Source organism: Xanthomonas sp. CFBP 8443, from assembly GCF_025666195.1.
In the GTDB taxonomy this organism is placed as follows: Bacteria; Pseudomonadota; Gammaproteobacteria; order Xanthomonadales; family Xanthomonadaceae; genus Xanthomonas_A.
In genome coordinates this window covers 2,990,303-3,016,420 of the sequence record NZ_CP102592.1, presented here as the reverse complement: position 1 = coordinate 3,016,420, position 26,118 = coordinate 2,990,303, and the positions used below count along the sequence as shown (strand labels likewise).

The following is a 26,118-nucleotide window of genomic DNA, read 5'->3' as shown; positions in this document are numbered from 1 at the left end:
GATGCGCGTGCTGTTCGTGGACGACGAGAAGCAGGTCCTGGCCGGGCTGGAACGCACCATGTTCATGGCCGACCGCGACTGGGACGTGGCCTTCGCCGGCAGCGGCGCCGAAGCGCTGGTCGCGCTGCAGGCGCAACCGGCCGACGTGGTGGTCTCGGACATGCGCATGCCGATGATGGACGGTGCCGAACTGCTGCGCCGGGTGCGCGACAGCTGCCCGCGCACCATCCGCATCATCCTGTCCGGGCATACCGAGCAGGAAGCTGCGCTGCGTTCGCTGGATGTGGCCCATCAGTTCCTGGCCAAGCCCTGCGAGGGCGACGCGCTGATCGAGGCGATCGACCGCGCGGTGGCGCTGCAGCTGCTGCTGGACGATCCGGCGGTGCAGGCGGTGGCCGGACGCATCGGCGGGCTGCCGTCGGCGCCGCGCATGTTCGCCCAGCTCAACCGCCTGCTCGGCGACCCCGCCGCCGGCGTGGCGCAGGTGGCGGCGGTGGTGGAAGGCGATCCGGCGCTGGCGGCAAAAGTGTTGCAGCTGGCCAATTGCGCGTTCTTCGGCAACGGCCATCGGGTCGCCGAGATCAAGGACGCGGTCAACCGCATCGGCATCGGCCTGCTGCGCACGCTGGTGCTGGCCAGCGAAGTGTTCCACAGCGGCGCCGGCGATTCGGCCGACGCGCTGCGCGCCGATGCGGTGCGCGCCTCGCGATTGGCGGCAGTGGTCGGCAAGGGCCATGCCGCCGCGGACGTGGTGACCACCGCGGCGCTGCTGGCCAACATCGGTGCGCTGCTGCCGGACATTACGCAGCTGTGCCGCGACGCCGACCCGCAGGGCCGTGGGTTCCCGTCGCATGCGGAGATCGGCGCCTACCTGCTCGGCGTATGGGGGCTGCCCGGGGCGATCGTCGAGGCGGTCGCCCATCACCGCGCGCCGGGCCGGGTCGAGCACCGCCAGTTCGACGCGGTCGGCGTGGTGCACGTGGCGGTGGCGCTGGCGCATGGCGCGGAGCCGGACGAAGAATATCTGCGGTCGATGGGCGTGGCCGCGCAGCTGCCACAGTGGCAGGCGGCGTGCGCGCAGATTCGCGAAGCGGAGTGCGTGTCATGAGCGAACCGGAGCTGCCGCGCATCCTGTGCGTGGACGACGAACCCAACCTGCTGGCCGCGCTGGAGCGCAACCTGTTCGGCCAGTTCGACGTGGTCACCGCCGACGGCGGCGAGGCCGGGCTGGCCGCGATCGCCGCAGGCCCGCCATTTGCGGCCATCGTGTCGGACATGCGCATGCCCGGCATGGACGGCGCCGCGTTCCTGGCCGCGGCGCGTGCCCGCGCGCCGGACAGCGTGCGCCTGCTGCTGACCGGGCAGGCCGATGCGACCTCGGCGATCGCCGCAATCAACCAGGGGGCGATCTTCCGCTTCCTGTGCAAGCCGTGCCCGACCGAGGAACTGGTCGCCGCGCTGGAGCAGGCGGTGGCGCTGCACCGGGCCACGCTGCTGGAGCGCGAACTGCTGGAAACCACGCTGGCCGGCACCACGCGCATGCTCACCGAGGTGCTGTCGATGGTCGCGCCCTGGGCGTTCCAGCGTTCGGCGCAGCTGCAGGCCTGCGTGCGCCACGTCACCGACAAGCTGCCGTGGCCGAACCGCTGGATGGTGGAAGTGGCCGCGGCGCTGAGCCACATCGGCTGCGTCAGCGTGCCCGGCGACATCGTGCAGCGCGAGATCGCCGGCGACGCGCTGTCCGAGGAAGAACAGAAGCTGATCGACGGCCACCCGCTGGTCGCGCACCGCTTGCTGACGGCGATCCCGCGCATGCAGGCGGTGGCCGAGATCGTGCGCTACCAGGCGCTGCCGCCGCCGGCCGACGCCGCGCCGGACGTGGTCCGCGGCGCGCAGCTGCTGCGCGCCTCGCTGCTGCTGGTGCGCGGGCTGGCGCGCAAGCTGCCGCTGGCGCACGCGGTGCAGGAGCTGCGCAAGGCCGAGCCGCCGCTGCCGCGCGGATTGATCGACGCGTTCGCCGACCTGCAGCTCAATACCAGCAGCGGCATCCGCAAGGCCAAGGTCTGCGATCTGGTGCCGGGCTGGCGTCTGGAACAGGACGTGGTGTCCAAGCGCGGCATGATGCTGCTGGCGCACGGCACCGAACTGAGCCTCACCTCGATCCTGGCCTTGCGCAACCTGCAGGCGGCCGGAGCCATCGTCGAGCCGCTGCTGATCAGCTACGGCAGCGCGGAACAGACCGGCGCACCGGTCGCCGCCTAGCCGGCCGGGACGCCCTTGCCGCGCCGCGCGCGCTCACGCCGGCTGCGCGGCGGCCCCGCGTATTCTTGCGGGTCCTTTTTCCGGCCTGTCTTGCGCATGAGCTACGCCATCGTCTGGTTCCGGCGCGACCTGCGCCTGCAAGACCAGCCCGCGCTGCACGCGGCGCTGGCCGCCGGACACACGCCCGTGCCGGTGTACCTGCACAGTCCCGGCGACGAGGGCGCCTGGGCCGCCGGCGCGGCCTCGCTGAGCTGGCTGCAGCGCTCGCTGGCCGCGCTCGATGCGCAACTGCGCGCGCTGGGATCGCGGCTGATCCTGCGCCAGGGCCCGGCCGAGCGCGTGCTGCGCGAACTGGTCGCCGAATGCGGCGCGGTGGCGGTGTACTGGAACCGCCGCTACGAGCCGGCCACGCAGCCGCGCGACGCCCGGCTCAAGCGCGAGCTGCGCGAGCAGGGCCTGGAGGTGCACAGCCACAACGGCGCGCTGCTGTTCGAGCCGTGGCAGCTGGCGACCCAGCAGGGCGGGCCGTACAAGGTGTTCACGCCGTTCTGGCGCAGCGCCCTGCGCCAATGGCAGCTGCCGGCGCTGCTGCCCGCACCGACGACCCTGCCGCCACCGCCGCAGGCGCTGCGCAGCGAGCCGCTGCAGCGGCTCGGCCTGGCGCCGGCGCGCGACTGGGACCGCGGCTTCTGGGACGTGTGGCAACCGGGCGAAGCGGGCGCGCACGAAGCCCTGGAGGTGTTCCTCGACGGCGCCCTGCGCGACTACATCGAAGGCCGCGACCGTCCCGACCAGGTCGGCACCTCGCGCCTGTCGCCGCACCTGCATTTCGGCGAGATCGCACCGTGGCGGATCGTCGCCGAACTGGAACGGCAGCGCCGCGCCGCCACCGGTGCGGCGATCGACGGCTACATCCGCCAGCTCGGCTGGCGCGACTTCGCCCATCACCTGCTGCACCATTTTCCGAGCACGCCCGAGCACAACCTCAATCCGCGCTTCGACCGGTTCCGCTGGGCCACGCCGGATCCGGCGCAGCTGCAGGCCTGGCAGCGCGGCCGCACCGGCGTGCCGATCGTCGATGCCGGGCTGCGCGAGCTGTGGCACACCGGTTGGATGCACAACCGGGTGCGGATGATCGTCGCCAGCTACCTGTGCAAGCACCTGCGCGTGCACTGGTCCGAAGGCGCGCGCTGGTTCTGGGACACGCTGGTCGATGCCGACCTGGCCAACAACACGCTCGGCTGGCAATGGGTGGCCGGGACCGGGGCCGACGCCGCGCCGTATTTCCGCGTGTTCAATCCGGTGACGCAGGCGCAGAAGTTCGATCCGCAGGGCCGCTACATCGTGCGCTGGGTGCCGGAGCTGGCGGCGCTGCCGGCGGCCGAGCGCTTCGCGCCGTGGCTGTCGCCGCAGCGCCTGGCCGTCAGCGCGCCGCGCTATCCGCGGCAGCCGATCGTGGACCTGGCCGCCGGGCGCGACGCCGCGCTGGCCGCGTATCGCGCGACCGGCGGCGCGGCCTGAGCGCGGCTCGCATGCATCGCCGCCGCCTCGGCGGGCGTCGCGCCGCGGGGTGAACCGCGGCAGCGCGGCGGAGGCGCCGCGATTGACGCCCTTCGCCGCGCCATGATTCACTCCGGCCACGCACAGGGAGCATGCATGGCCACCAGCACAGCCCGCCGCAAGCCGCGGCGCGAACCGATGTCGCGTGTGGATACCGCCTGGTTGCGGATGGAGCGGCCGACCAATCCGATGATGATCACCGGCGTGCTGATGCTCGACGAGCCGCTGTCGCTGGCGCAGTTCAAGCAACTGGTGCGCAAGCGTTTCCTGTCGTTCCCGCGCTTCCAGCACAAGCCGGTGGACACCGCGACCGGCGCCTACTGGCAGCACGACGACGACTTCGATCTGGACTGGCACGTGCGCCTGACCGCCTTGCCTGGGCGCGGCGGCAAGAAGGCGCTGGAGCGCTTCGCCGGGCAGATGGCGTCCACGCCCTTGGACAAGACCAAGCCGCTGTGGCAGTTCCATCTGATCGAACGCTACGAAGGCGGTTCGGCGCTGGTGGCGCGCATCCACCACAGCTACGCCGACGGCATCGCGCTGGTGCAGGTGCTGCTGTCGCTGACCGATACGCAGCGCGTGCCGGAGCCCGCCGCGCAGCTGGGCCGCGCCTGGCTCAAGGACGACGGCAAGGAAGTGGTGCGCCGGGTCGGCGCCATCGACCGCTACCTGAAACTGGGCGGGCGCATGCTCGACAAGGGCCGCGAGATGTACCAGGACCCGAACCTGGCGCAGATGCTGGCCAAGGAAGGCGGCCTGATCGGCCGCGAACTGGCCAATGCGCTGCTGCTGTCCGACGATCCGCCGACGCTGCTGCGCGGGCGCCTGGGCGTCAGCAAGCGGGTGGCCTGGGCCGAACCGCTGGACCTGGACGAAGTGAAGGCGGTCGGACGCGCCTGCGACTGCACGGTCAACGACGTGCTGATGGCGACGATGGCCGGCGCCCTGCGCGACTACATGCTCGAGCGCGGCGAACAGCTGGACGGGGTGACCCTGCGCGCCACGGTGCCGGTCAACCTGCGGCCGCTGGAACACGCGCGCAAGCTCGGCAACCATTTCGGGCTGGTGTTCCTGGACCTGCCGGTCGGCGAGGCCAATCCGGTGCGGCGCCTGCAGCGCGTCGCCGAATCGATGCAACAGCTCAAGCAGTCGCGCCAGGCGATGGTGGTGTTCGGACTGCTGGCCGCGGTCGGTATGGCGCCGGCCGCGCTGCAGTCGCTGGCGCTGGACCTGTTCAGCCGCAAGGCGACCACGGTGGCGACCAACGTGCCGGGGCCGCAGCAGCCGCTGTACCTGGCCGGCAGCGGCGTGCGCGAGATGATGTTCTGGGTGCCGCAGACCGGCTCGATCGGGGTCGGCGTGTCGATCATGAGCTACAACCACCGCGTGCACTTCGGCCTGATCGGCGACGCGCGGCTGATTCCGGACCCGGATGCGGTGATGCGCCGGATCGGCGCCGAATTCGAGAAGCTGCTGTACCTGGCGCTGATGGGCGACTGGGAGCATCCGCTGCGCGCGGCGGACGCGGACGCGTTGCTGCCGCTTTCCTGAACGGGGCCGCATCCGCGCGCTGCGCGGGCCGTTTCGTTCATGCTGGTCTCGCAGGCCGCTGTTTATGCTTGCTCCCACTTCAATTCAGGTTCGGGAGAGAGCGATGAAACGCACCGTCATCCAAGGCATTTCCGTGGCGCTGGCCAGCGCACTGGTGTTGTCCGCCTGCGCCACCGGCGGTTCCTATGTGCAGCGCGACCAGTACGGCAATCAGACCGAGCAGCAGAACCGCACCGGCCGCGGCGCGCTGATCGGCACCGCGGTCGGCGTCGCCGCCGGCCTGCTCAGCGGCAGCAGCGCCACCGAGCGCCGCCAGCACGCGATGATCGGCGCCGGCATCGGCGCGCTCAGCGGCGCGGCGATCGGCAACTACCAGGACCGCCAGGAGCGCGCGCTGCGCGAGCGCACCGCCAACACCGGCATCGACGTGCGCCGCGACGGCGACAACATCACCTTGAACCTGCCCGACGGCATCACCTTCGACTTCAACCAGTCCACGCTCAAGCCGCAGTTCTATTCGGCGCTCAACGGCGTGGCTTCGACCCTGGGCGAATACAACCAGACCATGATCGAAGTGGTCGGGCATACCGACAGCATCGGCAGCGATGCGGTCAACCAGCGCCTGTCCGAGCAGCGCGCCGCCTCGGTGGCCGCCTACCTGACCGCGCAGGGCGTGCAGCGCGAGCGCATCGAGACGCTGGGCGCCGGCAAGAAGTACCCGATCGCCGACAACAACACCGAGGCCGGGCGCGCGCAGAACCGCCGCGTCGAGATCCGCGTGGTGCCGTTGCGTTCCTGAGCACGGCCACACCCGGTAAAACGCGAACGGGCCGCATGCAGCGGCCCGTTCGCGTTTCTGGCTCGGCCCGCGCAGAGCAGCGGGCGAGGATTGATCGTTGCAAGCGGCTGCGGCGGCGCAAGGCCGCTGCGCAGCGCCAGCGTCAGACCAGCGCTTCTTCTTCCAGTTCCGGCGCCGGTTCGGTGTCCGGCACCGGCACCGGCACGGTGGCCACTTGCGGCAGCGGCAGCGACTGGGTATTCATCGCCACGCCGCTGCACAGGGTGAACTCGGCGCCGCTGTCGGCCTGTTGCGTGGCCAGCTTGGCCGGGCACTGCGCCAGCATGTAGTTGACGTCGAAGTTGAGCTTGTCGACCAGGAAATCGACGAAGGCGCGCACCTTCGGCGACAGCATGCGCCCGCCCGGGAACACCGCGTTGAAATCCAGGTCCGGGCCGACCCAGCCGCCGAGCACGCGCCGCGCCTTGCCGGCCTCGATCAGCGGCTTGATCGTCGCATCGCTGGCCAGCACCAGGCCTTCGCCGCAGACCAGCCCGCCGATCAGCGCGGCCGAATCGTTGGCGACCAGGATCGGCTGGATCGCGAACTCGCCGCTCTGCTTGCCGTTGCGCAGCGGCCAGCTGAGCCGGTTGTTGCCGTTGCGGCCGTTGCTCAGCGCCAGCGTGCGGTGATGCTGCAGGTCGTCCGGGTGCAGCGGCTCGCCGTGGCGCTCGATGTAGTACGGACTGGCGAACACCTGGGTGCGGAAGGTGGCCAGCTTGCGCGCGACCATGGTCGAATCCAGCAGCGCGCCCATGTGCAGGGCCACGTCCACGCCCTCGGCGATCGGATCGACCTTGTCGCTGGTCATGACCATTTCCAGGCGCACTTCCGGGTGCTGCTTGTGGAATTCGCCCAGGATTGGCGCGACCCAGGAAATGCCGGCGGAGTAGGGCACGCTGAAACGCAGCCAGCCGCGCGGGCCGGCCTGCAGCTGCCCGACCGCGCTCTCGGCTTCCTCCAGCTCGCGGGCGATGCGCTGGCAATGCTCGTGATAGACCGCGCCGGCCTCGGTCAGCCCGAGGCGGCGCGTGGTCCGGTGCAGCAGGCGTGCGCCCAGCCGCGCCTCCAGGTCCTGCACCTTGCGGCTGACGGTGGTCTTGGGCAGGCCGAGCGCATTGGCCGCGGCGATGAAGCTGCCTTGCTCGACCACCTTGACGAAGATCAGGGTGTCGTTCAGATCGTGGGTCATGGCGGAGTTCCTGGAGGGTGGAGACGATTGGACCGGTGACGGGACGATTATTCCCCTTAATTCGGACTAATCAAGTGCGGCTTTGACGCCTAATTTGTACGCATTCGCCGCCACCCAGGCCATTTGCTCATGCTGTTGCGCACTCTGTTCCAGTTTTTCGTGGGCGCCCGTCGTCCGGATAGCCTCGATGGTACGCCCATCGACGCGCTGGAAACCGGTTATCTCAAGGCATTTCGCGAATTCACCCCGCCGCCGCGCAGCCAGAGCGGCAGCTCGATGCAGTTGGGCCAGCGCGGCAGCGGCCGGCTGGGCCGTATTGGGATTATCCCGTCAACGGGAGTAAAAGTCCCGTGAGCGGGACGTTGGACCCGGAGGTCCTGGTCCTCGGCGGCACCGGCACCGTCGGCCTCGGCGTGGTCCGCGCACTGCTCGAGGCCGGTAGCCCGGTGCTGGCGGTGGCGCGCGACCGTGGCCGCCTGCGCGCGCTGCGCGACCGCTACAGCGACGAACCGGCGCTGGACGTGCTGCAGGGCTCGGTCGCCAACGATGCCGGCGCCGCGACCCTGGCCGCGGCGGTGGCGCAACGGCCGCGGCCGCTGGCCGGCGTGGTCGCCAGCCTCGGGAGCCCGCTGCGCTGCGGGCGCCTGCTGGACCAGCCGCTGACCGCGCTGCGCCGGCGCCTGGACAGCGACCTGCTGCCGCACCTGGCCGCGGCCCGGCACCTGCTGCCGTTGCTGGCGCAGGCCGAGCGCGGCGGCCGCTACATCCTGCTCGGCAGTCCGTGCGCGCTGCGCGCCTGGGCCGGGCATGGCGACAGTTCGGTGGCGTCGGCGGCGATCCGCATGCTCGCCCAGGTCCTGCACGAAGAGGCCAAGCCGCTGGGCGTGCGCGTGCAATTGCTGTCGCTGACCCATCCGGTCTGCCGCAGCGAATCCGGCGCCGACGACTGCCCGGAGTGGTTCACCACGCTCAGCGTGGGCCGCGCCGCGGTGTCGCTGCTCGCCGACGGCGGCACGCCCGGCCAGGCCGTGGTCGATATCGACAAACACCAGTACGCGCATCCACGCACCTCGTTGATGACCGCATCGCATTTTTCTCCCTCCACTCACGAGGTCTCTCCATGAACCCGATTCCGATGTCCCTCCATTCCCCATCGCGCGCCCTGCGCCCGCTGGCGATCGCGCTGCTGGCCGTGGCCCTGGCCGCCTGCGGCAGCAAGGCCGACGGGCAGGGCGCGCCGCCGCCGCCGTCGGTCAGCGTCGCGCCCGCCCTGCAGAAAGAAATCAGCCAGTGGGACGAGTTCAGCGGCCGCGTCGAGGCGGTCGAGCATGTCGACCTGCGGCCGCGCGTGTCCGGCTACATCGACAAGGTCAACTACGTCGAAGGCCAGGAAGTGAAGAAGGGCGACGTGCTGTTCACCATCGACGCGCGCAGCTACCGCGCCGAGCTGGCGCGCGCCAACGCCGAACTGGCGCGGGCGCGGACCCAGGCCAAGCTCAGCGGCAGCGAAGCGGCCCGTGCCAAGAAGTTGTCCGACCAGCAGGCGATCTCCACCGAGAGCTGGGAGCAGCGCCACGCCGCCTCCGAACAGGCCCAGGCCGACGTGCTCGCCGCGCAGGCCGCGGTCGACACCGCGCGCCTGAACCTGGAATGGACCCAGGTGCGCGCGCCAATCGACGGCCATGCCGGCCGCGCCCAGGTCACCGCCGGCAACCTGGTCAGCGCCGGCGACAGCGCCAGCGTGCTGACCACGCTGGTATCGCTGGACAAGGTGCACGTGTACTTCGACGCCGACGAAGGCACCTTCCTGCGCTACGCGCAGATGGCGCGCAAGGGCGAACGGCCGAGCGAGCGCGACGGGCAGCTGCCGGTGCAGGTCGGGTTGGTCGGCGAGGACGGGTTCCCGCATGCCGGCAAGGTCGATTTCCTCGACAACCAGATCACCCGCAGCACCGGCACCATCCGCGTCCGCGCCCTGCTCGACAACGCCGATCGCAGCTTCACCCCGGGCCTGTTCGCGCGCGTGCGCCTGCTCGGCAGCGGCCGCTTCAATGCGCTGCTGATCGACGACCGGTCGGTGCTGACCGACCAGGATCGCAAGTACGTCTACGTGGTCGACAAGGACGGCAAGGCGCAGCGCCGCGACGTGCAGCTGGGGCGCGATGCCGAAGGCCTGCGCATCGTGCTGAGCGGACTCAACCCCGGCGACCGGGTCATCGTCGACGGGGTGCAGAAAGTGTTCATGCCGGGCATGCCGGTGCAGGCCAAGACCGTGGCCCTGGCCACGGCGACGCCGGCTGCCGCACGCAAGGCCGTCGCCCTCGACTGAGTCGCCCCGACTGACGCCAGGGGCGCGCGCAGCGTCGTAGACCGGTCGCGCTGGCGGCCGGTGCTTGCCGGCCGGGCCACCGTTGTGGCCCGGCGTCGCCGCCGCTTTGCCCGCATTCCTGTTCGGCCATCCGTTTCACCTTAGTTTCCAGGACCACCACCCATGGACTTTTCCAGATTCTTCATCGACCGGCCGATCTTCGCGGCCGTGTTGTCGATCGTCATCTTCGCCGCGGGACTGATCGCGATCCCGATGCTGCCCATCGGCGAATACCCCGACGTGGTACCGCCTTCGGTGGTGGTGCGCACGGTGTATCCGGGCGCCAACCCCAAGGTCATCGCCGAAACCGTCGCCACTCCGCTGGAAGAGGCGATCAACGGCGTCGAGGGCATGATGTACCTCAAGTCGGTGGCCGGCTCCGACGGCGTGCTGCAGATGACCATCACCTTCCGCCCGGGCATCGACGCCGACGATGCCGCGGTCAAGGTGCAGAACCGCGTGGCCCAGGCGCAGGCGCGCCTGCCCGAGGACGTGCGCCGGCAGGGCGTGACCACGCAGAAGCAGTCGCCGACCTTCCTGATGGTCGTGCACCTGACCTCGCCGAAGGGCAAGTACGACACGCTGTACCTGCGCAACTACGCGCGGCTGCACGTCAAGGACGCGCTGGCGCGAATCCAGGGCGTGGGCGACGCGCAGGTGTTCGGCGGCGGCGACTACGCGATGCGCGCCTGGCTCGACCCGGAACGCATCGCCGCGCGCGGCCTCACCGCCAGCGACGTGGTCACCGCGATGCGCGAGCAGAACGTGCAGGTCTCGGCCGGCCAGCTCGGCGCCGAGCCGATGCCCGACAGCAAGTTCCTGACCCTGATCAACGCGCAGGGCCGCCTGCGCAGCGAGCGGGAGTTCGGCGACATCGTGCTCAAGACCGGGGTCGAGGGCGAGAGCGTGCGCCTGGCCGACGTCGCGCGCCTGGAGCTGGGCGCCGGCGACTACACGCTGCGCTCGCAGCTGGACGGCAAGAACGCGGTCGGCATCGGCATCTTCCAAGCGCCGGGCGCCAATGCGCTGGAGATCCGCGACCAAGTGATCGCGTCGATGGACGAGCTCACCAAGCAGTTCCCGGCCGACGTCAAGTACGAGGCGGTGTACGACACCACGATCTTCGTGCGCGACTCGATCACCGCCGTGGTGCATACCTTGCTGGAAGCGGTGCTGCTGGTGGTGCTGGTGGTGATCCTGTTCCTGCAGACCTGGCGCGCCTCGATCATTCCGCTGATCGCGGTGCCGGTGTCGATCGTGGGCACCTTCGCCGCACTGTACGTGCTGGGCTTCTCGATCAACACGCTGACCCTGTTCGGGCTGGTGCTGGCGATCGGCATCGTGGTCGATGACGCGATCGTGGTGGTGGAGAACGTCGAGCGCAACATCGAGGAAGGGCTGGCGCCGCTGGCCGCGGCGCACCAGGCGATGCGCGAGGTGTCCGGTCCGATCGTCGCGATCGCGCTGGTGCTGTGCGCGGTGTTCGTGCCGATGGCGTTCCTGTCCGGCGTGACCGGCCAGTTCTACAAGCAGTTCGCGGTGACCATCGCCATTTCCACGGTGATCTCGGCGATCAACTCGCTGACCCTGTCGCCGGCGCTGGCCGCGCGCCTGCTGAAGGCGCACGACGCGCCCAAGGACGCTCCGTCGCGGCTGATGGACCGCCTGTTCGGCGGCTGGCTGTTCCGCCCGTTCAACCGCTTCTTCAACCGCAGTTCCGATCGTTACCAGGGCAGCGTGTCGCGGATCCTCGGCCGGCGCGGCGTGGTGTTCGTGGTCTACCTCGGCCTGCTGGTGGTCACCGGCGTGATGTTCAAGGCGGTGCCGGCCGGTTTCATCCCGACTCAGGACAAGATGTACCTGATCGCTGGCGTCAAGCTGCCCGAGGGCGCCTCGCTCGAACGCACCGACGCGATGCTGCGCAAGGTCACCACCATCGCCATGCAGACCGAAGGCGTGGAGCATGCGATCTCGTTCCCCGGCCTGAACGCGCTGCAGTTCACCAATACGCCCAATACCGGCGTGGTGTTCCTGACCCTGAAGCCGTTCGCTAACCGCCACCGCACTGCGCTGGAGATCAACGCCGAAATCAACCAGCGCATCTCCCAGCTGGGCGAGGGCATGGCCTTCGCGTTCATGCCGCCGCCGATCCTGGGCCTGGGCAACGGCAACGGCTACCAGCTGTTTATCGAGGACCGCGCCAACCTGGGCTACGGCGCACTGCAGAACGCGGTCAACGCGATGCAGGGCGCGGTGGCGCAGACCCCGGGCATGAGCTATCCGATCGGCACCTACCAGGCCAACGTGCCGCAGCTGGACGCGGAAGTCGACCGGGTCAAGGCCAAGGCGCAGGGCGTGGCCCTGACCGATCTGTTTGATACGTTGCAGACCTATCTGGGCTCGACCTACGTCAACGACTTCAACCAGTTCGGCCGCACCTGGCAGGTGATCGCCCAGGCCGATGCGCCGTTCCGCGAGAGCGTGGAGGACATCGCGCGGCTGCGCACCCGCAACGCCGCCGGCGAAATGGTGCCGATCGGCTCGATGGTGACGGTCAAGCAGTCGTTCGGCCCTGACCCGGTGCTGCGCTACAACGGGTATCCGGCGGCCGACCTGGCCGGTGAAGCGGATGCGCGCATGCTGTCCTCGGCCGAAGCGATGGCCAAGATCACCCAGATCGCCAAGCAGGTGCTGCCCAACGGCATGGAGATCGAGTGGACCGATCTGAGCTATCAGCAGGCCACCCAGGGCAACGCGGCGATGGTGGTGTTCCCGCTGGCGGTGCTGCTGGCGTTCCTGGTGCTCGCGGCGCTGTACGAAAGCTGGACGCTGCCGTTGGCGGTGATCCTGATCGTGCCGATGACGCTGCTGTCGGCGCTGTTCGGGGTGTGGTTGACCGGCGGCGACAACAACGTGTTCGTGCAGGTCGGCCTGGTGGTGCTGATGGGCCTGGCGTGCAAGAACGCGATCCTGATCGTCGAGTTCGCCCGCGAACTGGAGCTGCAGGGCAAGGGCATCGTGGAATCGGCGCTGCAGGCCTGCCGCCTGCGTCTGCGCCCGATCGTGATGACCTCGATCGCGTTCATCGCCGGCACCGTGCCGCTGGTGTTCTCGCATGGCGCCGGCGCCGAAGTGCGCTCGGCCACCGGCATCACGGTGTTCGCCGGCATGCTCGGCGTGACCCTGTTCGGCCTGTTCCTCACCCCGGTGTTCTATGTCGCCCTGCGCAAGCTGGCCGGGCGTCCGCTGGTGTCGCATGCGCCGGCGCACGCCGCCGATGCGCCGGCCCACGGCTGATCCATCCATTCCCCCTTTTAGGAAATCCGCATGACCACGACCCAGAAAATCGCCCTTGTCACGGGCGCCACCCGCGGCATCGGCCTGCATACCGTGCGCCAGCTGGCCGAGGCCGGCGTGCACACGCTGCTGGCCGGCCGCGATTCCACCCGCGCCAGCGCCGCCGCCCTGGAACTGCAGGGCGAAGGCCTGCCGGTGGAAGCGCTGACCCTGGATGTGACTGACGACGCCAGCATCGCCGCCGCGGTGGCCGCCGTGCAGGCGCGTCACGGGCGGCTCGACATCCTGGTCAACAACGCCGGCATCATCGTCGACGACTTCAAGCTGGCGGTCTCGCAGCAGAGCCTGCAGACCTGGCGCACGACCTTCGACACCAACGTGTTCGGCCTGATCGCGGTGACCCAGGCGTTCCTGCCGCTGCTGCGCGCCGCGCCGGCCGCGCGCATCGTCAATGTGTCCAGCCTGCTCGGCTCGGTCACGCTGCACAGCCAGCCCGGCTCGCCGATCTACGACTTCAAGGTGCCGGCCTACAACGTCTCCAAGAGCGCGGTCAACGCGTGGACCGTGCAGTTGGCCTACGAGTTGCGCGACACCCCGATCAAGGTCAACACCATCCATCCCGGCTACGTGAAGACCGACATGAACGCCGGCGAAGGCGAGCTGGAAGTGGCCGACGGCGCGCGCAGCAGCGTGATGATGGCGCTGCTCGATGCCGACGGCCCGACCGGCAGCTACACCCACGTGGGCCAGGTGCTGCCATGGTGATCCGCCCCGCGATCGGCGCGCTGGCGTTGGCGCTGCTCAGCGCCTGCGCCAGCGTCGGCCCCAACTACCGTGCGCCCGAACAGGCGCCGGTGACGCTGCAGGGCGCGGCGGCACCGGTGTTCGCGACCACGTCGCCGGTGGCGTCGTGGTGGGCGCAGTTCGACGACCCGGTGCTGGAGCAACTGGTGCACGAGAGCCTGGTCGCCAATCTCGACCTGCGCATCGCCCTGTCGCGGGTGCACGAAGCGCGCGCGGTGTTTGCCGAGCGGCGCCTGGACCAGGCGCCGCACGTCACCGCCGGCGGCGACTACAGCCGCGGCAAGGCGCCGGACGCGAACGCCGGCGGCGCGCGCGTGCTGACCGAAAGCTACAGCCTGGGCTTCGATGCCGGCTGGGAGCTGGACCTGTTCGGACGCCAGCGCCGTGCCAGCGAGGCGGCGCGTGCCGACCTGGAAGCTGAGCAGGCCGGCATGGCCGATGCGCAGGTGACGGTGGCCGCGGAAGTGGCGCGCAACTACTTCGAACTGCGTGGCGCGCAGAAGCGCATCGCGGTGGCGCGCACCACGCTGGACAACCTGCGCGACACCCAGCGCCTGACCGAGACCCGCCTGCAACTGGGCGCCGGCAGCGAGCTGGACGTGCAGAGCAGCCGCGCCCGGCTGAAGGCGATCGAGGCCGACATCCCGTTGCTGGAAGTCAGCGAAGCGCAGGCCCGGCATCGCCTGGCGGTGCTGCTGGGACGCACTCCCGGCGCACTGGACGAGCTGCTGGCGCCACGCGCGACGCCGGCCTACGCCCGTGCCTTGCCGCTGGGCGATACCACCCAGTTGCTGCGCCGGCGCCCCGACGTGCGCATCGCCGAGCGCCGATTGGCGGCATCGACGGCGCGGGTCGGCGTGGCCACCGCCGATCTGTTCCCGCGGATCAGCCTCAGCGGCTTCGTCGGCTTCCTGTCCGGCGATGCCGGCTCGCTGCTGCAGGGCAGCAGCAAGGCCTGGTCGCTGACCCCGTCGATCAGCTGGGCGGCGTTCGATTTCGGCACCGTGCGGGCGCGGCTGCGCGCCAGCGAGGCGCAGGCCGACGGCGCCGCCGCCGACTACGAGAAGGCGGTGCTCGGCGCGCTGGAAGACACCGAGAACGCCTTGACCGCCTACGCCAAGCAGCAGGCGCGGCTGGCGATCGTGGTCGATCAGGCGCAAGCGGCGCGGCGCGCCGCAACTTTGGCGGAGATCAGCTATCGCGAAGGCTCGGAGGATTTCCTGACCCTGCTCGACACCCAGCGCACGCAACTGGCCGCCGACGATGCCCTGGCCGAGGCCGAGGCATCGGTGAACGTCGGCGTGGTGCGGGTGTACAAGGCGCTCGGCGGCTGGGGCCAGGATGCGGTGTTGCCGCAGGACGTGGCGCTGGCGCCGCTGCCGGCGCCGGCTTCGCGCTGATCGCGGCCTGACGGCAGGCGAGGGCGCTGCGGCCGGAATGCCGCAGCGCCCGCTACGCCAGAAGCGGCGCGCGTGGCCGCAACATCGGCTGCATGTCGCTGCGTCACCGCGACGCATACCGGCGACACGCTGCCTGCGCCCGCACGGCGCGGCCGCTCACTCCTGTTTCTGCAGCGACTGCTCGTGGACCAGATCCTCGGCCACCACGTACGTGTCGCGGCCGCCGTTCTTGGCCTGGTACAGCGCCGCGTCGGCGCGCGAGAACCAATCTTGCCAGTGCAGCTCGTCGCACAGCATGGCCGCGCCGAGGGACACGGTGACGCTGCCGTTGGGACCGCGCAACGCCTCGCGCATGACCTGGTGCAGGCGCTTGCTGAAACGGACCAGCTCGCTGCGCGACTGCAGGCGCGCCACCACCACGAATTCCTCGCCGCCGAAGCGGAACACCTCGTCCGGCGCACGCACCTCGAAACGCAGCAGCGCGGCCAGTTCGGCCAGCGTGCGGTCGCCGGCTGCGTGCCCGTAGAGATCGTTGACCACCTTGAAGTGATCGATGTCCAGCACGACCAGCCCATGCCGGCGCGTGTTGCGGCGCGGATCGGTCACGCGCTGCGACAGGCTGCGCTCCAGCATGCGCCGGTTCGGCAGCCCGGTCAGCGCGTCGTGCGAGGCCAGCTGTTCCAGGCGCAGGCGATCGTCCTCCAGGCGCAGCGACAGCACGTAGCCCAGGCCGGTGATCAGCAGCGACACGGCGGTCAGCGAGAAGGTGTGCTCGGCGCCGAGCGCGGTCTCCGCGCTGCTCGAGGTGACCAGCATGATCACGATCAAGGTGGCATTGCAGGCCAGCCCGACATTGCGCGAGACGACGAAGAAGTTGCTCATCATCACCAGGTACAGCCACGGGATCGCGGCCTGATGCAGCGCGTGGCTGGCCAGCGCGCTGCCCAGCAGCCAACTCAGGGTCAGCAGCGCGTCCATGCGGCTGTCGCCGCGGCGCAGCGCCAGCCAGGTGGCCAGCGCCGCCAGCGCGGCCAACGCCATGCCGGCGGCGGCCACCCACGGCTGCGCCTTCAGCAACTGGTACATCCCGAACAGCAGCAACAGCACGGCGGTGGTCGGCCCGAGAATCCTGATCAGGCCGAGCCGGAAGTCGTGGCGCATCGGAACGCTCACGGTTGCGCGACGCTTCGCGTGGCGCGCGGTATCTGCCTGGCAACGACGGGCTGGGGACGGAGAAGGACGTGCATGCGGACATCGCGCTGCGTTAGGGTCGCATCGTAGTAGCAAATTCTGGGCCGTCCGCCGCATTGGCTGCGTGATTGCGGCAGGGCGGGCAGAACGCCGGTCAGATGTCGCCTAGGGCGATGCTACGTGCAGATCCGCCATGCCCCCTATTTGCGGCGTGAGCCGGTGCAGGGTGGGCGTCGCAGTCGCGTCACTCGCGCGGAGGCATGGGCGCCGCTGCTGCGAGACCGGCGTCGGCGACGCGGCCATGTGCAGCTTGGCGGTCTGGCTCTAGTCGGCCGCCGGCCGTGGGCAGTCGTGGCGGAACGTAGCCTGCGGCAGGCATTCGGCCAGGAAATCCACGAAGCTGCGGATCGCCGGCAGCAGGCCGCGGCGGCTCGGGTAGACGAAATGCAGCAGGCCCTGGGCGGTGCTGTAGTCCGGCAGCACGCATTCCAGCGTGCCGTTGGTGAGCAGGGGGGCGCAGAATTCCTCGGGCAACAGCGCCACCCCGCAGTCCTGCACGGCAGCGGCCAGGAGCACCGAGAAATCGCCGCTGACCAGCCTCGGCGTGACCTCCACCGCGGTCTTGTTGCCGTCGCCGTCGAGCAGCTCCCACAACTGCGCGCCCTCGTGTTCGAACATCGACAAGGCCGGCAGCTGGGCCAGCTCCTGCAGCGTCTGCGGACGGCCATGCGCGTCCAGGAACGCGCGGCTGGCCACCAGCATGCCGCGCGCATGGCCGATGCTGCGCACCACCAGGGTGGCATCGGTATCGAGCTTGTCGCGCACCCGGATCGCCACATCGTAGCCTTCGCCGATCACATCCACGCGGCGGTTGGTCGCGGTGAGCCGCACCCGCACCTTGGGGTGTTGCAGCAGGAATGCCGGCAGGATCGGGCCCAACACGTTCTGGGCCAGCGGTACCGGGCAACTGACCCGGACCACGCCGCGCGGCTCGATGCGCAGTTCGTCGACCGCATCCTGCGCGGCGCGCGCTTCTTCCAGCACCGCGCGGCAGTGCTGGTAGAAGCGCATGCCGACCTCGGTGACCACGAAGCGTCGCGTGGTCCGCTGCAGCAGGCGCACGCCGAGCCGTTCCTCGAGCTGGGCGACGCGCTTGCTCAGCCGCGACTTGGGCAGGCCCAGCGCACGCCCGGCGGCGGAAAATCCGCCGTGTTCGACCACCGAGGCGAAGAAATACAGATCGTTGAGGTCGTGCAGTACGCCGTCCATCGTCAAGATCATCGTTTCTCTTTGCGAACGATCAGTCTACTTCATGTGGGCTAATCGCTTGATTGTTTCGCGCGTATCGTCTTTTCCATGCCGCTAAGCGGTCAACGCAAAGGGAACCTCCATGAAACTCCTGCACATCGACAGCAGCGCGCTCGGCGCGCATTCCGTCTCGCGCGGGCTGACCGCGGCCATCGTCGCCGAGTTCGTCGCCGCGCATCCGGGTGTGGACGTCGCCTACCGCGACGTGCATGCCGCGCCGTTGAGCCACTGGGCGCCGCCGGCCGGCGATGCCGATCCGGCGGCCATCGAAAACAGCCAGGTGCTGGAAGAGTTCCTGGCCGCCGATGTCGTCGTGATCGGCGCGCCCATGTACAACTTCGGCATCGCCAGCTCGCTGAAGGCCTGGATCGACCGTCTCGCCGTGGCTGGGAAGACCTTCCGCTACGGCGCCGCCGGTCCGGAAGGCCTGGCCGGCGGCAAGCGCGTGATCGTCGCGTCCTCGCGCGGTGGCATCTACAGCCCGGGCAGCCCGGCGGCGGCGAACGATTTCCAGGAAACCTACCTGCGCGCGGCGTTCGGCTTCTTCGGCATCACCGAGATCGAGTTCGTTCGCGCCGAAGGCGTGGCGATGAGCGACGACCACCGCACCCAGGCGATCGGCGGCGCGATCGCCGGCATCGGCGGCCTGTTGCGCGAAGCGGCCTGATCCGCGGCGGCCCGGGGTCCCGCGTCTCTCCGCGAGGCGCCTTGGCAGGGCAGGGTTACCGCGCGAGCGCTACAGCGCACGCCAGGATGCTGCGGCAGGCATCGCCTGCTCTCCAGCCGCTGCCGATCGCGGCGACACCGGCACTTGCCTTGCGGAACGTTCGGACGCGCGCCGGAACGCCAATGGGAGCGATGCCTGGGATTGTTATGCAACGATCGCCGCCAGCATTTGTCCCGGCAGACGCTAGCCGAACCGGCGCTATGGCGCTTCGTCGTCGACCAGTTGCAGGCCCTCGGGTTTCAGGGCGATGTCTCCATCTTCGCCCTGTGCGGCATAGCCTTGCCGCACCGCCCAGTTCGCCTCCTCCTCGCTGACCGGCTTGGTGTCGTGGATGTCCTGCAGGATGCGCAATTGTTCGCTGGTCAGTGGCATGGCACACCGTTGTCGGGAATCGATGGCATCACCGTACATGCCATGCGTGATGGGCATGTCGCCGGGGCAGCGCATCGGGGCCTCAAGCCTCGGTTGCCGGTCGCGTCCCGGCATGGCAGGGCAGGGCAGGAAGCCCTGATCGCCTCGTCGCAAGTTTGGAAGCATCCTCTTACCGGTGCGACCTTCACCGGCGAGAAAGACAGCGACTTCAGCTACTTCAAGCCGGGGATGTCGGGATCCGTGACGCAGAACCAGAAGGATCCGCGCTGAGTGCGCGCGTCGTTCCGACTGCGGCGAGGACATGGTCGTAACAGTCCCGGTCGCATGCTCGCGTCACCAGCTGTGCGGCCGTAGGTAAATCTCGGGGCTGCTTCAAGGGTGCAGGTATCCGCGGCTGGACCATCTTCGTTTTGACGTGTTGTGGCTGCCCCCACTGCCCGGGGCAGCCTCGCACGCTTCAGCTGCGCCGTGCGCTACGGCGCTGCTCGCACCGACTGGCAGCCCCTCGATCCGCTCATGTGCAGCGTCAAACCGACGCGGTGACGATGATGTTCGCTGCAAAGGCTGCCGTCGCGATCATTCCGCGGTATGCCAACCCAATTTCGAAGGCGCCCGCAGGCGTATCACTGTGCCGGTGAGGCGAGCCATCGTCGATGGCGGGCACAAACAAAAAGGGCCGGATTGCCCTGGAATCCAGGAACATCCGACCCTTGTCGTACGTCCGCGAACCGCTGCGAACGTTCATATGGTGGAGGTGGGCGGAATCGAACCGCCGTCCGAAGGCACTCCATCCCCGGCACTACATGCTTAGCTCATCGTTGGATCTCGCCCCGGGACAGCACGATGTGCGAAGCGCATCCCGGGACCAGCCTGCTTCATTTAGCCAATGGTTGACAGGCAGCCACCATCGGCGATTCCGTGATAATGACCCTACGTCGCGAGCACGGACACAAGCGATTTCGGGGCTAGGCCTTAAGCGGCCAGTGCGTAGTTGTCGTCGTTGGCAACTATAAGTTTGCTGCTGGATTTACGAGGAAAGCGGCCCCCTCGGCATGCGCCAAGCGATTTTGCAACCCCCGTCGAAACCAGTGCACCCCCGGGGAAAACGTAAAACGCTGACCTACACAGTGTAGGGATCGGGGAGGGCAGTCACAAGCCTTGCGACAAAGGCGGCTTAAGCTGGCTTCACTCGGCGCGGCAACTGGCGGTATGCGCCGACGGATCTCCCCCAGGCATGGAGCACCGCGATGGCAACCAGGCAACAGCGTGCGCGCGACGGCGGGCGCGACCGGAAGCGAGCACCCGCTACGGCGCCCGCGGCAAAACCGGCAGAAGCGACCCCGCCGGCCGGCCGCGCGCCCACGAAGCGCGGCGTTTCGGCAAAAAAGGTGGTGCCCAAGAAAACTGCACCGAAGAAGGCCGGTGCGAAGCGGGCCCGGGACCTGGTCGCCGAACAGGCCGCCGCCGGACCGGGTAGGCGGGTCCGGCCCGTCCCAGCGAAGCCATTGGCGAGCTCCAAGCCCGTAGCAGGCAAGTCCAGAACGGCCGAGACAGACAAGACGGCCAAGGCGGCCAAGACAGCCAAAGCAGCCAAAGCAGCCAAAGCAGCCAGCCGCCAGCCGCCCTCTCCTGACGGTGGACCTGTCGCCGCTGCCGCGTCCGTGGCGCCCCCACTCACGCTCCGGCCCAAGGCCACCGGCGAAGGCTCGCTGGCGCAGGGGCGGGCGCGGACGGTCGTCTACATCCATGGCATCGGCAACAAGCCGCCGGCCGAGGTGCTGCGCTGCCAGTGGGATCGCGCCTTGTTCGGCCGGGAGATGGGCGAGCGCACGCGCCTGGCGTACTGGGTCAGCCGCGAGCGCTATCCGTCGCCGGAGCCGGGCAGCTGCCAGGACCAGGATCGCGGCCCGGCGCTGAACCAGGCCGAGCAGCGCGTGCTCGGTGCGCTGGGCGTGGTGCCGCAGATGGCCGATCTGCGCCAGTTGGCCGAGACGCTGGCCGGCAGCGATGTGGAGCGCGCATTCCTGCAGCAACTGCTGGACGAAGTGCAGACCGCCGCGCCCGACGCCACCGGCATCCATGCGCAGGGGCCGATCGACGTGCTGAACCGGATGCTGCTGAAGCTGATCTCCGCGGCGCTGCTGCAGGACGTGCACGATTTCTTCTTCGTGCCGGCGCGGCGCGAGCAGATGCGCGAAAGTCTGCTGCAGCGCATGCGTGCCGGCGGCGGTCCGTTCGTGGTGGTCGCGCACAGCCAGGGCTCGCTGATCGCCTACGACGTGCTGCGCGAGTTCGAAGCCGAAGGCTGCGAGGTGTCGCTGCTGCTGACGCTGGGCTCGCCGCTGGGCCTGCCGGTGGTGCGCAGCATGTTCAAGCAGTGGACCGGCACGCCGAAGCTGCCGTTCCCGGCCTGCGTGAAGCGCTGGGTCAACGTCGCCGAGCGCCGCGATCCGGTGGCGCTGGACGGTGATCTAAGCGACGACATCGCCGACGCGCAGGGGCGCTTCCACAACATCGCCGGGTCGCGGATCAATCCGGATTGGCAACGCAACCCGCATTCCGGCTCCGGCTACCTGTCCATTCCCGAGGTCCGCGCCGAGGTGCGGCGCGCGGTCGGCGTGGGCTTCGACCAGCCGATTGCGCACCCGGTGCTGATCAAGGACCTGTCCGACCAGTTGGAGGCGCATGCGCCGGACTATCGGCACGAGGTGCTGATCGAACTGGACCGCCTGCCGGGCGAGCGCGAGCCGGCGCAATTGAAGCACGAACTGGTCGCCGCGCTGCGCGAGCTGACCCAGGCCTCCACCGGGCTGAACGGCGATGCGTTGGACGCGGCGATCGAGCTGGAGGACACGCTGCAGCGCTACGTGTCGGCGCGCCTGACCCGGTTCGAGATCGAGAGCCTGCGCGACCGCTATCGCACGCTGAGCCTGAAACGGCTGTGGCGCGATGCCGGCAAGCGCGCCTTGATCTACCAGTCGCGCAGCACTGTGCAGGCCGACGCGGCGCAGGTGGCGTATCGCGCGCTCGGCGCCGGCATCGGCTGGGCGGTGCTGGACAGCGGCATCGCCGCGGCGCATCCGCATTTCCAGCAGCCGGGCCTTGCCGAAACGGTGCTGGCGCAGTGGGACTGCACCCAGCGCGGCCGCGCCCGCGAACTGCGCCGCCGCGACGGCGCCGGCTTCGCCACCCTGGACGGCAACGGCCACGGTACCCACGTGGCCGGGATCATCGCCGGGCAGTGCGAGGCGCCGCTGCCCGGGGTGGCGCCGGCCACGCCGCTGCGTTTCGCCGGCATGGCGCCGCAGGCGCGGCTGTACGGACTGAAGGTGCTGGACGACGACGGCAACGGCCGCGACTCGTGGATCATCAAGGGCGTGCAGCAGGTCGCCGAGATCAACGAGCGCGCCGGTGAGCTGGTCATCCACGGGGTCAACCTGAGCCTGGGCGGCTATTTCGATGCGGAAAGCTACGGCTGCGGCTTCACCCCGCTGTGCAACGAACTGCGCCGGCTATGGCGGCAGGGCGTGGTGGTGGTGATTGCGGCCGGCAACGAAGGCCTGGCCTGGCTGATGCAGAACGACGGGCAGGCCTATCCGTTGAACCTGGACCTGAGCATCGGCGATCCGGCCAACCTAGAGGAGGCGCTGGCGGTGGGTTCGGTGCACAAGAGCAGCCCGCACAGCTACGGCGTGTCGTATTTCTCCTCGCGCGGGCCGACCGCCGATGGCCGGCACAAGCCGGACCTGGTGGCGCCGGGCGAGAAGATCGTCTCGGCCCATCACCGCTACGACGCTGGCGACCCCAGCACCTGGATGGTGGAGATGAGCGGCACCAGCATGGCCGCCGCGCACGTGTCCGGGCTGATCGCCGCGTTCCTGTCGGTGCGCCGCGAGTTCATCGGCTTCCCGGACCGGGTCAAGCAATTGTTGCTGGCGCAGTGCCTGGACCTGCAGCGCGATCCGTACATGCAGGGACGGGGGTTGCCGAGCCTGATGCGGATGTTGGGGGCGACGTGAGGGTTGTTGCCGGGACTCGGGACTCGGGACTCGGGACTCGGGATTTTCGCAAGTTCGCAGCTTTTTTGCGCTTTTCTGTAGGAGGGGCTTCAGCCCCGACGCTTTACCGGTAAGGCGTCGGGGCTGAAGCCCCTCCTACAGAAAAGCGGTTGGGCTAGAGCCAAAAAAAGGGCCGCTTTTCTTTAAAAAAAACGGCCCTTTTGCATCAAATCGCTTGACAGCGACTTGTCCCGGGACATCATCCTGCAGTCCCGAGTCCCGAGTCCCGAGTCCCGAGTCCCGAGTCCCGAGTCCCGAGTCCCGAGTCCCGAGTCCCGAGTCCCGAGTCCCGAGTCCCGAGTCCCGAGTCCCGAGTCCCGAGTCCCGAGTCCCGAGTCCCGAGTCCCGAGTCCCGAGTCCCGAGTCCCGGCCTCACGCGTTCTTGTTGTGCCGCCGCATGATCCGCTGCTTGTCGCGGGCCCAGTCGCGGTCCTTGGCGGCGTCGCGCTTGTCGTGGTCCTGCTTGCCCTTGGCCAGCGCGATCTCGAGCTTGATCTTGTTCTTGCTCCAGTACATCGCGGTGGGCACCAGGGTATAGCCGTCGCGCTCGACGCGGCCGATCAGCTTGTCGATCTCGCTCCGGTGCAGCAGCAGCTTGCGGGTGCGGCGGTCGTCGGCCACCACATGGGTGGAGGCCTGGATCAGCGGGGTGAACTGCGCGCCGAACAGGAACAGCTCGCCCTGGCGCACGAACGCGTAGCTCTCGCCGATGTTGGCGCGGCCGGCGCGGATCGACTTGACCTCCCAGCCCTGCAGGGCCAGGCCGGCTTCGTAGCGGTCCTCCAGGTGGTATTCGTGGCGCGCACGCTTGTTCAACGCGATGGTCTTGGTGGCCGTCGCGCCGTTTGCTTTATCCTTGGCGGGTTTCTTGCTCATCTTGCTATTGTCTCCGATTCGGGGTCCTCCCGAACGTCTTGGTCTACTTCCCCGCACCGAATGCCTATCATCCGCCGCAGCGCCCTGGTCGAACACCCCGCAACGCGCATGTTCGACCTGGTCAATGATGTCGCCGCCTATCCGCGCCGCTTCGCCTGGTGCGATGCGGCGCATGTGCTCGAGCACAGCGACCAGTTCCTGGTGGCGCGGCTGGACCTAGGCCTGGGCTCGTTCCGGACCTGGTTCACCACCGAAAACCGGCTGCAGCGCCCCGACCGCATCGATATGCTGCTGCGCGACGGCCCGTTCAAGCGGTTGCAGGGCCAGTGGGAGTTCCAGGGCTTCAACGACCACGCCAGCAAGGTCAGCCTGATGCTCGATTTCGAACCGGCCTCGCGGCTGCTGGGGCCGGCGCTGGCGCTGGGTTTCCAGAGCCTGGCCGACCGCATGGTCAACGACTTCGTCCGCGTCGCCGACCGCGAAGACGCGTGAGCGGGGTGCGGGTCGAGGTGGTGCTGGCCTGGCCGGAGCGCTTCGTGGCGCGCACGCTGCAGTTGCCTGAAGGCGCCACCGTCGCCGATGCCGTGGCGGCCGCCGACCTGGCCGAAGCCACGCCGGGCATGCCTTGTGCGGTGCATGGCAGCGTGGCCGCACCGAGCCAGCCCTTGCACGACGGCGACCGGGTGGAGCTGCTCAGGCCGTTGCTGGCCGATCCGAAGGAAGCCCGGCGGCGCCGCGCGAAACCGCGCTAGCGCCACCTGGGGTGTCGCCGTGCGCGCTTATTCGCCGCGGCGCTGCTTCTTCTTGTCCTTGGCCAGGTTGCGGCCGAACTGGCGCACGCTGTTCTTGGCCAGTTCCGAATCGCGGTCCGGGAAATACTCGCCTTCCCAGCGGGTCACCGTGTCGTTCTCGAAGTACACGACGAAATTCTTGATTTCGGTCTTGCCGACGCGATCGACGCGCTCGCTGGAGGTGTAGTCCCAGCGCTGGGCGTGGAACGGATCTGGGATCGACGGAGTGCCCAGCAATGCGCTGACCTGCTGCTTGTTTTGCCCGACCTTGAGTTGGTCGACGGCCGCCTGCTTGATCAGGTTGCCTTGATAAATGGGCTGCTTGTAGATGATCCCGCAGCCAGCGGTGGACAGGGCAACAACGGCGACCAGCAAGAGATTGCGCATCGGGGACAGTACTGAGGGAAATCAGGTCGATGATACACTTCTGACGACCGCCGCGACCCATCCCGAGGCAGCTGGCGCTAAACCAGCTATGAACGGAGACGCCATGGAATCCCACGATCTGCGCAAAGTCGGCCTGAAGGTCACGCATCCCCGGATGCGCATCCTGGAGCTGCTCGAGCAGAAGTCGGCGCGCCACCACATGACCGCCGAGGAGATCTACCGCCAGCTGCTCGACCACGGCGACGAGATCGGCCTGGCCACGGTGTACCGGGTCCTGACCCAGTTCGAGGCGGCCGGGTTGGTGCTCAAGCACAATTTCGAAGGCGGCCAGGCGGTGTACGAACTGGACCGCGGCGGCCACCACGACCACATGGTGGACGTGGACACCGGCAACGTCATCGAGTTCGAAAGCGCCGAGATCGAAGAGCTGCAGCGCAAGATCGCCGCCGATCACGGCTACGAGCTGGAAGAGCATTCGCTGGTGCTGTACGTGCGCAGCAAGCGCCCGGCGGGCAAGAAGGGCTGAGTTCCGAGGGGCAGGGCAGGCTCGGCATCGGCAGGATGGATGCGGCGCTGGGAGCGTAGTCACTTTTTGTGTGTTGCCTGCTTCGTATGTTTTTTGCTGTAGGCAGGGGATCGGTGCCCTGAACCATCGACGGGGTGCTGTCTGACACCGGGTGCTGCCTGAAGCCGTCGAATCCATTGCTCCGCGCGTCGCGACTGAAGTCGCTCCCACAGGGACTTGCGGCGCGTTGCCTGTGACCTGTGGGAGGGCTTCCATGGCCTGCGGCAACAATAGAGTCATCCGTCCCGACTGCTTACGCAGCCGGTGAGCTGGATGGCTCCGTTCATCGCCGTTAATGGCCCGAGGCCACCCGGAACCGCTCCTTCAGGGGCTTGGGCCGACTCGCTGATGCACTGTGGGGACTTAAGCCCCACGCGCGTGTACCGGTCGGGTGCTGACTTCGTTCGTCGCAGGTCACGGTTGAAACGGCTCCTGCAGGGCTTCGCGGGACCGACTGGGTGCACTGTGGGAGGGGCTTCAGCCCCGACCCGGCCGATCCGAACGCTGCGGGCTTCCTGCGCTCGTCGCGCCAATGCCCGAAGCCATCTCCACCAGCGTCCATTCTGCTGCG

24 protein-coding genes and 1 other RNA gene are annotated in these 26,118 nt (G+C 69.0%); 17 read left to right on the top strand and 8 right to left on the bottom strand.

Features of this window, described 5'->3' with window-relative positions; translation table 11 throughout:
- Position 1: 1 nt before the first annotated feature.
- From NUG20_RS12520 to NUG20_RS12500, 5 genes are all read left to right on the top strand, one after another.
- The gene (locus NUG20_RS12520; protein ID WP_263394805.1) at positions 2 to 1,108 is read left to right on the top strand and encodes an HDOD domain-containing protein; all 1,107 of its coding nucleotides are present in this window, start codon (positions 2 to 4) and stop codon (positions 1,106 to 1,108) included.
- Positions 1,105 to 2,262, top strand: coding sequence for an HD domain-containing phosphohydrolase (locus NUG20_RS12515; protein WP_263394804.1), 1,158 nt, complete (start codon positions 1,105 to 1,107; stop codon positions 2,260 to 2,262). Before NUG20_RS12520 ends, NUG20_RS12515 begins: the two co-directional genes overlap by 4 nt.
- Before the next feature lie 96 nt (positions 2,263 to 2,358).
- Positions 2,359 to 3,783 carry a cryptochrome/photolyase family protein gene (locus NUG20_RS12510; protein ID WP_263394803.1) on the top strand — a complete coding sequence of 475 codons (1,425 nt, stop codon included), beginning with the start codon at positions 2,359 to 2,361 and terminating at the stop codon, positions 3,781 to 3,783.
- Positions 3,784 to 3,918: 135 nt separating this feature from the next.
- Positions 3,919 to 5,373: a WS/DGAT/MGAT family O-acyltransferase gene (locus NUG20_RS12505; RefSeq protein WP_263394802.1), complete on the top strand. Its 1,455-nt coding sequence runs from the start codon at positions 3,919 to 3,921 to the stop codon at positions 5,371 to 5,373.
- 103 nt (positions 5,374 to 5,476) lie between these two features.
- A complete protein-coding gene (locus tag NUG20_RS12500; RefSeq protein ID WP_263394801.1) occupies positions 5,477 to 6,172 on the top strand; it encodes a YiaD family glycine zipper/OmpA-like lipoprotein in 696 nt (231 codons plus the stop codon).
- Positions 6,173 to 6,314: 142 nt separating this feature from the next.
- On the opposite strand, the gene NUG20_RS12495 is transcribed toward NUG20_RS12500, so the two are convergent.
- Positions 6,315 to 7,403 (bottom strand): LysR family transcriptional regulator, encoded by a 1,089-nt coding sequence (locus NUG20_RS12495; RefSeq protein WP_263394800.1) that lies wholly within the window; start codon positions 7,401 to 7,403, stop codon positions 6,315 to 6,317.
- Between the two features lie 129 nt (positions 7,404 to 7,532).
- Between NUG20_RS12495 and NUG20_RS12490 the strand changes: the two genes are divergently transcribed.
- From NUG20_RS12490 to NUG20_RS12465, 6 genes are all read left to right on the top strand, one after another.
- Complete coding sequence (locus tag NUG20_RS12490) at positions 7,533 to 7,757, top strand: hypothetical protein (protein ID WP_263394799.1); 225 nt, start codon at positions 7,533 to 7,535, stop codon at positions 7,755 to 7,757.
- Positions 7,754 to 8,527 carry an SDR family NAD(P)-dependent oxidoreductase gene (locus NUG20_RS12485; protein WP_263394798.1) on the top strand — a complete coding sequence of 258 codons (774 nt, stop codon included), beginning with the start codon at positions 7,754 to 7,756 and terminating at the stop codon, positions 8,525 to 8,527. The genes NUG20_RS12490 and NUG20_RS12485 overlap by 4 nt, the downstream gene beginning before the upstream one ends.
- A gap of 11 nt (positions 8,528 to 8,538) precedes the next feature.
- Positions 8,539 to 9,732 (top strand): efflux RND transporter periplasmic adaptor subunit, encoded by a 1,194-nt coding sequence (locus NUG20_RS12480; protein ID WP_263394797.1) that lies wholly within the window; start codon positions 8,539 to 8,541, stop codon positions 9,730 to 9,732.
- 162 nt (positions 9,733 to 9,894) lie between these two features.
- On the top strand, positions 9,895 to 13,068 hold the full coding sequence (locus NUG20_RS12475) for an efflux RND transporter permease subunit (RefSeq protein WP_263394796.1): 3,174 nt from the start codon (positions 9,895 to 9,897) through the stop codon (positions 13,066 to 13,068).
- A gap of 30 nt (positions 13,069 to 13,098) precedes the next feature.
- The gene (locus tag NUG20_RS12470) at positions 13,099 to 13,833 is read left to right on the top strand and encodes an SDR family oxidoreductase (RefSeq protein ID WP_263394795.1); all 735 of its coding nucleotides are present in this window, start codon (positions 13,099 to 13,101) and stop codon (positions 13,831 to 13,833) included.
- Positions 13,827 to 15,272, top strand: coding sequence for an efflux transporter outer membrane subunit (locus NUG20_RS12465; protein ID WP_263394794.1), 1,446 nt, complete (start codon positions 13,827 to 13,829; stop codon positions 15,270 to 15,272). The genes NUG20_RS12470 and NUG20_RS12465 overlap by 7 nt, the downstream gene beginning before the upstream one ends.
- Positions 15,273 to 15,428: 156 nt before the next feature.
- Here the strand turns inward: NUG20_RS12465 and NUG20_RS12460 are convergent, their stop codons facing one another.
- The gene (locus NUG20_RS12460) at positions 15,429 to 16,445 is read right to left on the bottom strand and encodes a GGDEF domain-containing protein (RefSeq protein ID WP_263394793.1); all 1,017 of its coding nucleotides are present in this window, start codon (positions 16,443 to 16,445) and stop codon (positions 15,429 to 15,431) included.
- A gap of 342 nt (positions 16,446 to 16,787) precedes the next feature.
- Positions 16,788 to 17,744 carry a LysR substrate-binding domain-containing protein gene (locus NUG20_RS12455; protein WP_263394792.1) on the bottom strand — a complete coding sequence of 319 codons (957 nt, stop codon included), beginning with the start codon at positions 17,742 to 17,744 and terminating at the stop codon, positions 16,788 to 16,790.
- Between the two features lie 109 nt (positions 17,745 to 17,853).
- Here NUG20_RS12455 and NUG20_RS12450 point away from each other — a divergent pair, with 109 nt between their 5' ends.
- Positions 17,854 to 18,438 (top strand): FMN-dependent NADH-azoreductase, encoded by a 585-nt coding sequence (locus NUG20_RS12450; protein ID WP_263394791.1) that lies wholly within the window; start codon positions 17,854 to 17,856, stop codon positions 18,436 to 18,438.
- A 258-nt stretch (positions 18,439 to 18,696) separates the two neighbouring features.
- Here NUG20_RS12450 and NUG20_RS12445 read toward each other — a convergent pair whose 3' ends face one another.
- The gene (locus tag NUG20_RS12445; protein WP_263394790.1) at positions 18,697 to 18,870 is read right to left on the bottom strand and encodes a hypothetical protein; all 174 of its coding nucleotides are present in this window, start codon (positions 18,868 to 18,870) and stop codon (positions 18,697 to 18,699) included.
- A 9-nt stretch (positions 18,871 to 18,879) separates the two neighbouring features.
- Here NUG20_RS12445 and NUG20_RS12440 point away from each other — a divergent pair, with 9 nt between their 5' ends.
- Positions 18,880 to 19,140: a hypothetical protein gene (locus NUG20_RS12440; protein WP_263394789.1), complete on the top strand. Its 261-nt coding sequence runs from the start codon at positions 18,880 to 18,882 to the stop codon at positions 19,138 to 19,140.
- A gap of 256 nt (positions 19,141 to 19,396) precedes the next feature.
- Here NUG20_RS12440 and NUG20_RS12435 read toward each other — a convergent pair whose 3' ends face one another.
- On the bottom strand, positions 19,397 to 19,573 hold the full coding sequence (locus NUG20_RS12435) for a hypothetical protein (RefSeq protein ID WP_263394788.1): 177 nt from the start codon (positions 19,571 to 19,573) through the stop codon (positions 19,397 to 19,399).
- A 43-nt stretch (positions 19,574 to 19,616) separates the two neighbouring features.
- Positions 19,617 to 19,968: a transfer-messenger RNA gene (gene ssrA, locus NUG20_RS12430) on the bottom strand.
- Between the two features lie 563 nt (positions 19,969 to 20,531).
- Here ssrA and NUG20_RS12425 point away from each other — a divergent pair.
- Positions 20,532 to 22,889, top strand: a complete 2,358-nt coding sequence (locus NUG20_RS12425) for a S8 family serine peptidase (RefSeq protein ID WP_263394787.1) — start codon at positions 20,532 to 20,534, stop codon at positions 22,887 to 22,889.
- Between the two features lie 411 nt (positions 22,890 to 23,300).
- Here the strand turns inward: NUG20_RS12425 and smpB are convergent, their stop codons facing one another.
- A complete protein-coding gene (gene smpB / locus NUG20_RS12420) occupies positions 23,301 to 23,804 on the bottom strand; it encodes an SsrA-binding protein SmpB (RefSeq protein ID WP_263394786.1) in 504 nt (167 codons plus the stop codon).
- A 60-nt stretch (positions 23,805 to 23,864) separates the two neighbouring features.
- Between smpB and NUG20_RS12415 the strand changes: the two genes are divergently transcribed.
- A complete protein-coding gene (locus tag NUG20_RS12415; protein WP_263394785.1) occupies positions 23,865 to 24,296 on the top strand; it encodes a type II toxin-antitoxin system RatA family toxin in 432 nt (143 codons plus the stop codon).
- A gap of 5 nt (positions 24,297 to 24,301) precedes the next feature.
- Positions 24,302 to 24,556 (top strand): RnfH family protein, encoded by a 255-nt coding sequence (locus NUG20_RS12410; RefSeq protein WP_263398469.1) that lies wholly within the window; start codon positions 24,302 to 24,304, stop codon positions 24,554 to 24,556.
- 27 nt (positions 24,557 to 24,583) lie between these two features.
- Here the strand turns inward: NUG20_RS12410 and bamE are convergent, their stop codons facing one another.
- Positions 24,584 to 24,982 carry an outer membrane protein assembly factor BamE gene (bamE, locus tag NUG20_RS12405; RefSeq protein WP_263394784.1) on the bottom strand — a complete coding sequence of 133 codons (399 nt, stop codon included), beginning with the start codon at positions 24,980 to 24,982 and terminating at the stop codon, positions 24,584 to 24,586.
- Positions 24,983 to 25,085: 103 nt separating this feature from the next.
- Between bamE and fur the strand changes: the two genes are divergently transcribed.
- Positions 25,086 to 25,508: a ferric iron uptake transcriptional regulator gene (gene fur / locus NUG20_RS12400; RefSeq protein WP_179565169.1), complete on the top strand. Its 423-nt coding sequence runs from the start codon at positions 25,086 to 25,088 to the stop codon at positions 25,506 to 25,508.
- Positions 25,509 to 26,118: the final 610 nt, after the last annotated feature.

Coding starts and splice junctions, on each gene's coding strand:
- NUG20_RS12520 (WP_263394805.1), top strand. CDS start 2: ATGCGCGTGCTGTTCGTGGACGACGAGAAGCAGGTCCTGGCCGGGCTG.
- NUG20_RS12515 (WP_263394804.1), top strand. CDS start 1,105: ATGAGCGAACCGGAGCTGCCGCGCATCCTGTGCGTGGACGACGAACCC.
- NUG20_RS12510 (WP_263394803.1), top strand. CDS start 2,359: ATGAGCTACGCCATCGTCTGGTTCCGGCGCGACCTGCGCCTGCAAGAC.
- NUG20_RS12505 (WP_263394802.1), top strand. CDS start 3,919: ATGGCCACCAGCACAGCCCGCCGCAAGCCGCGGCGCGAACCGATGTCG.
- NUG20_RS12500 (WP_263394801.1), top strand. CDS start 5,477: ATGAAACGCACCGTCATCCAAGGCATTTCCGTGGCGCTGGCCAGCGCA.
- NUG20_RS12495 (WP_263394800.1), bottom strand. CDS start 7,403: ATGACCCACGATCTGAACGACACCCTGATCTTCGTCAAGGTGGTCGAG.
- NUG20_RS12490 (WP_263394799.1), top strand. CDS start 7,533: ATGCTGTTGCGCACTCTGTTCCAGTTTTTCGTGGGCGCCCGTCGTCCG.
- NUG20_RS12480 (WP_263394797.1), top strand. CDS start 8,539: ATGTCCCTCCATTCCCCATCGCGCGCCCTGCGCCCGCTGGCGATCGCG.
- NUG20_RS12475 (WP_263394796.1), top strand. CDS start 9,895: ATGGACTTTTCCAGATTCTTCATCGACCGGCCGATCTTCGCGGCCGTG.
- NUG20_RS12470 (WP_263394795.1), top strand. CDS start 13,099: ATGACCACGACCCAGAAAATCGCCCTTGTCACGGGCGCCACCCGCGGC.
- NUG20_RS12465 (WP_263394794.1), top strand. CDS start 13,827: ATGGTGATCCGCCCCGCGATCGGCGCGCTGGCGTTGGCGCTGCTCAGC.
- NUG20_RS12455 (WP_263394792.1), bottom strand. CDS start 17,744: ATGATCTTGACGATGGACGGCGTACTGCACGACCTCAACGATCTGTAT.
- NUG20_RS12450 (WP_263394791.1), top strand. CDS start 17,854: ATGAAACTCCTGCACATCGACAGCAGCGCGCTCGGCGCGCATTCCGTC.
- NUG20_RS12445 (WP_263394790.1), bottom strand. CDS start 18,870: ATGCCACTGACCAGCGAACAATTGCGCATCCTGCAGGACATCCACGAC.
- NUG20_RS12435 (WP_263394788.1), bottom strand. CDS start 19,573: ATGTTCCTGGATTCCAGGGCAATCCGGCCCTTTTTGTTTGTGCCCGCC.
- smpB (WP_263394786.1), bottom strand. CDS start 23,804: ATGAGCAAGAAACCCGCCAAGGATAAAGCAAACGGCGCGACGGCCACC.
- NUG20_RS12415 (WP_263394785.1), top strand. CDS start 23,865: ATGCCTATCATCCGCCGCAGCGCCCTGGTCGAACACCCCGCAACGCGC.
- bamE (WP_263394784.1), bottom strand. CDS start 24,982: ATGCGCAATCTCTTGCTGGTCGCCGTTGTTGCCCTGTCCACCGCTGGC.
- fur (WP_179565169.1), top strand. CDS start 25,086: ATGGAATCCCACGATCTGCGCAAAGTCGGCCTGAAGGTCACGCATCCC.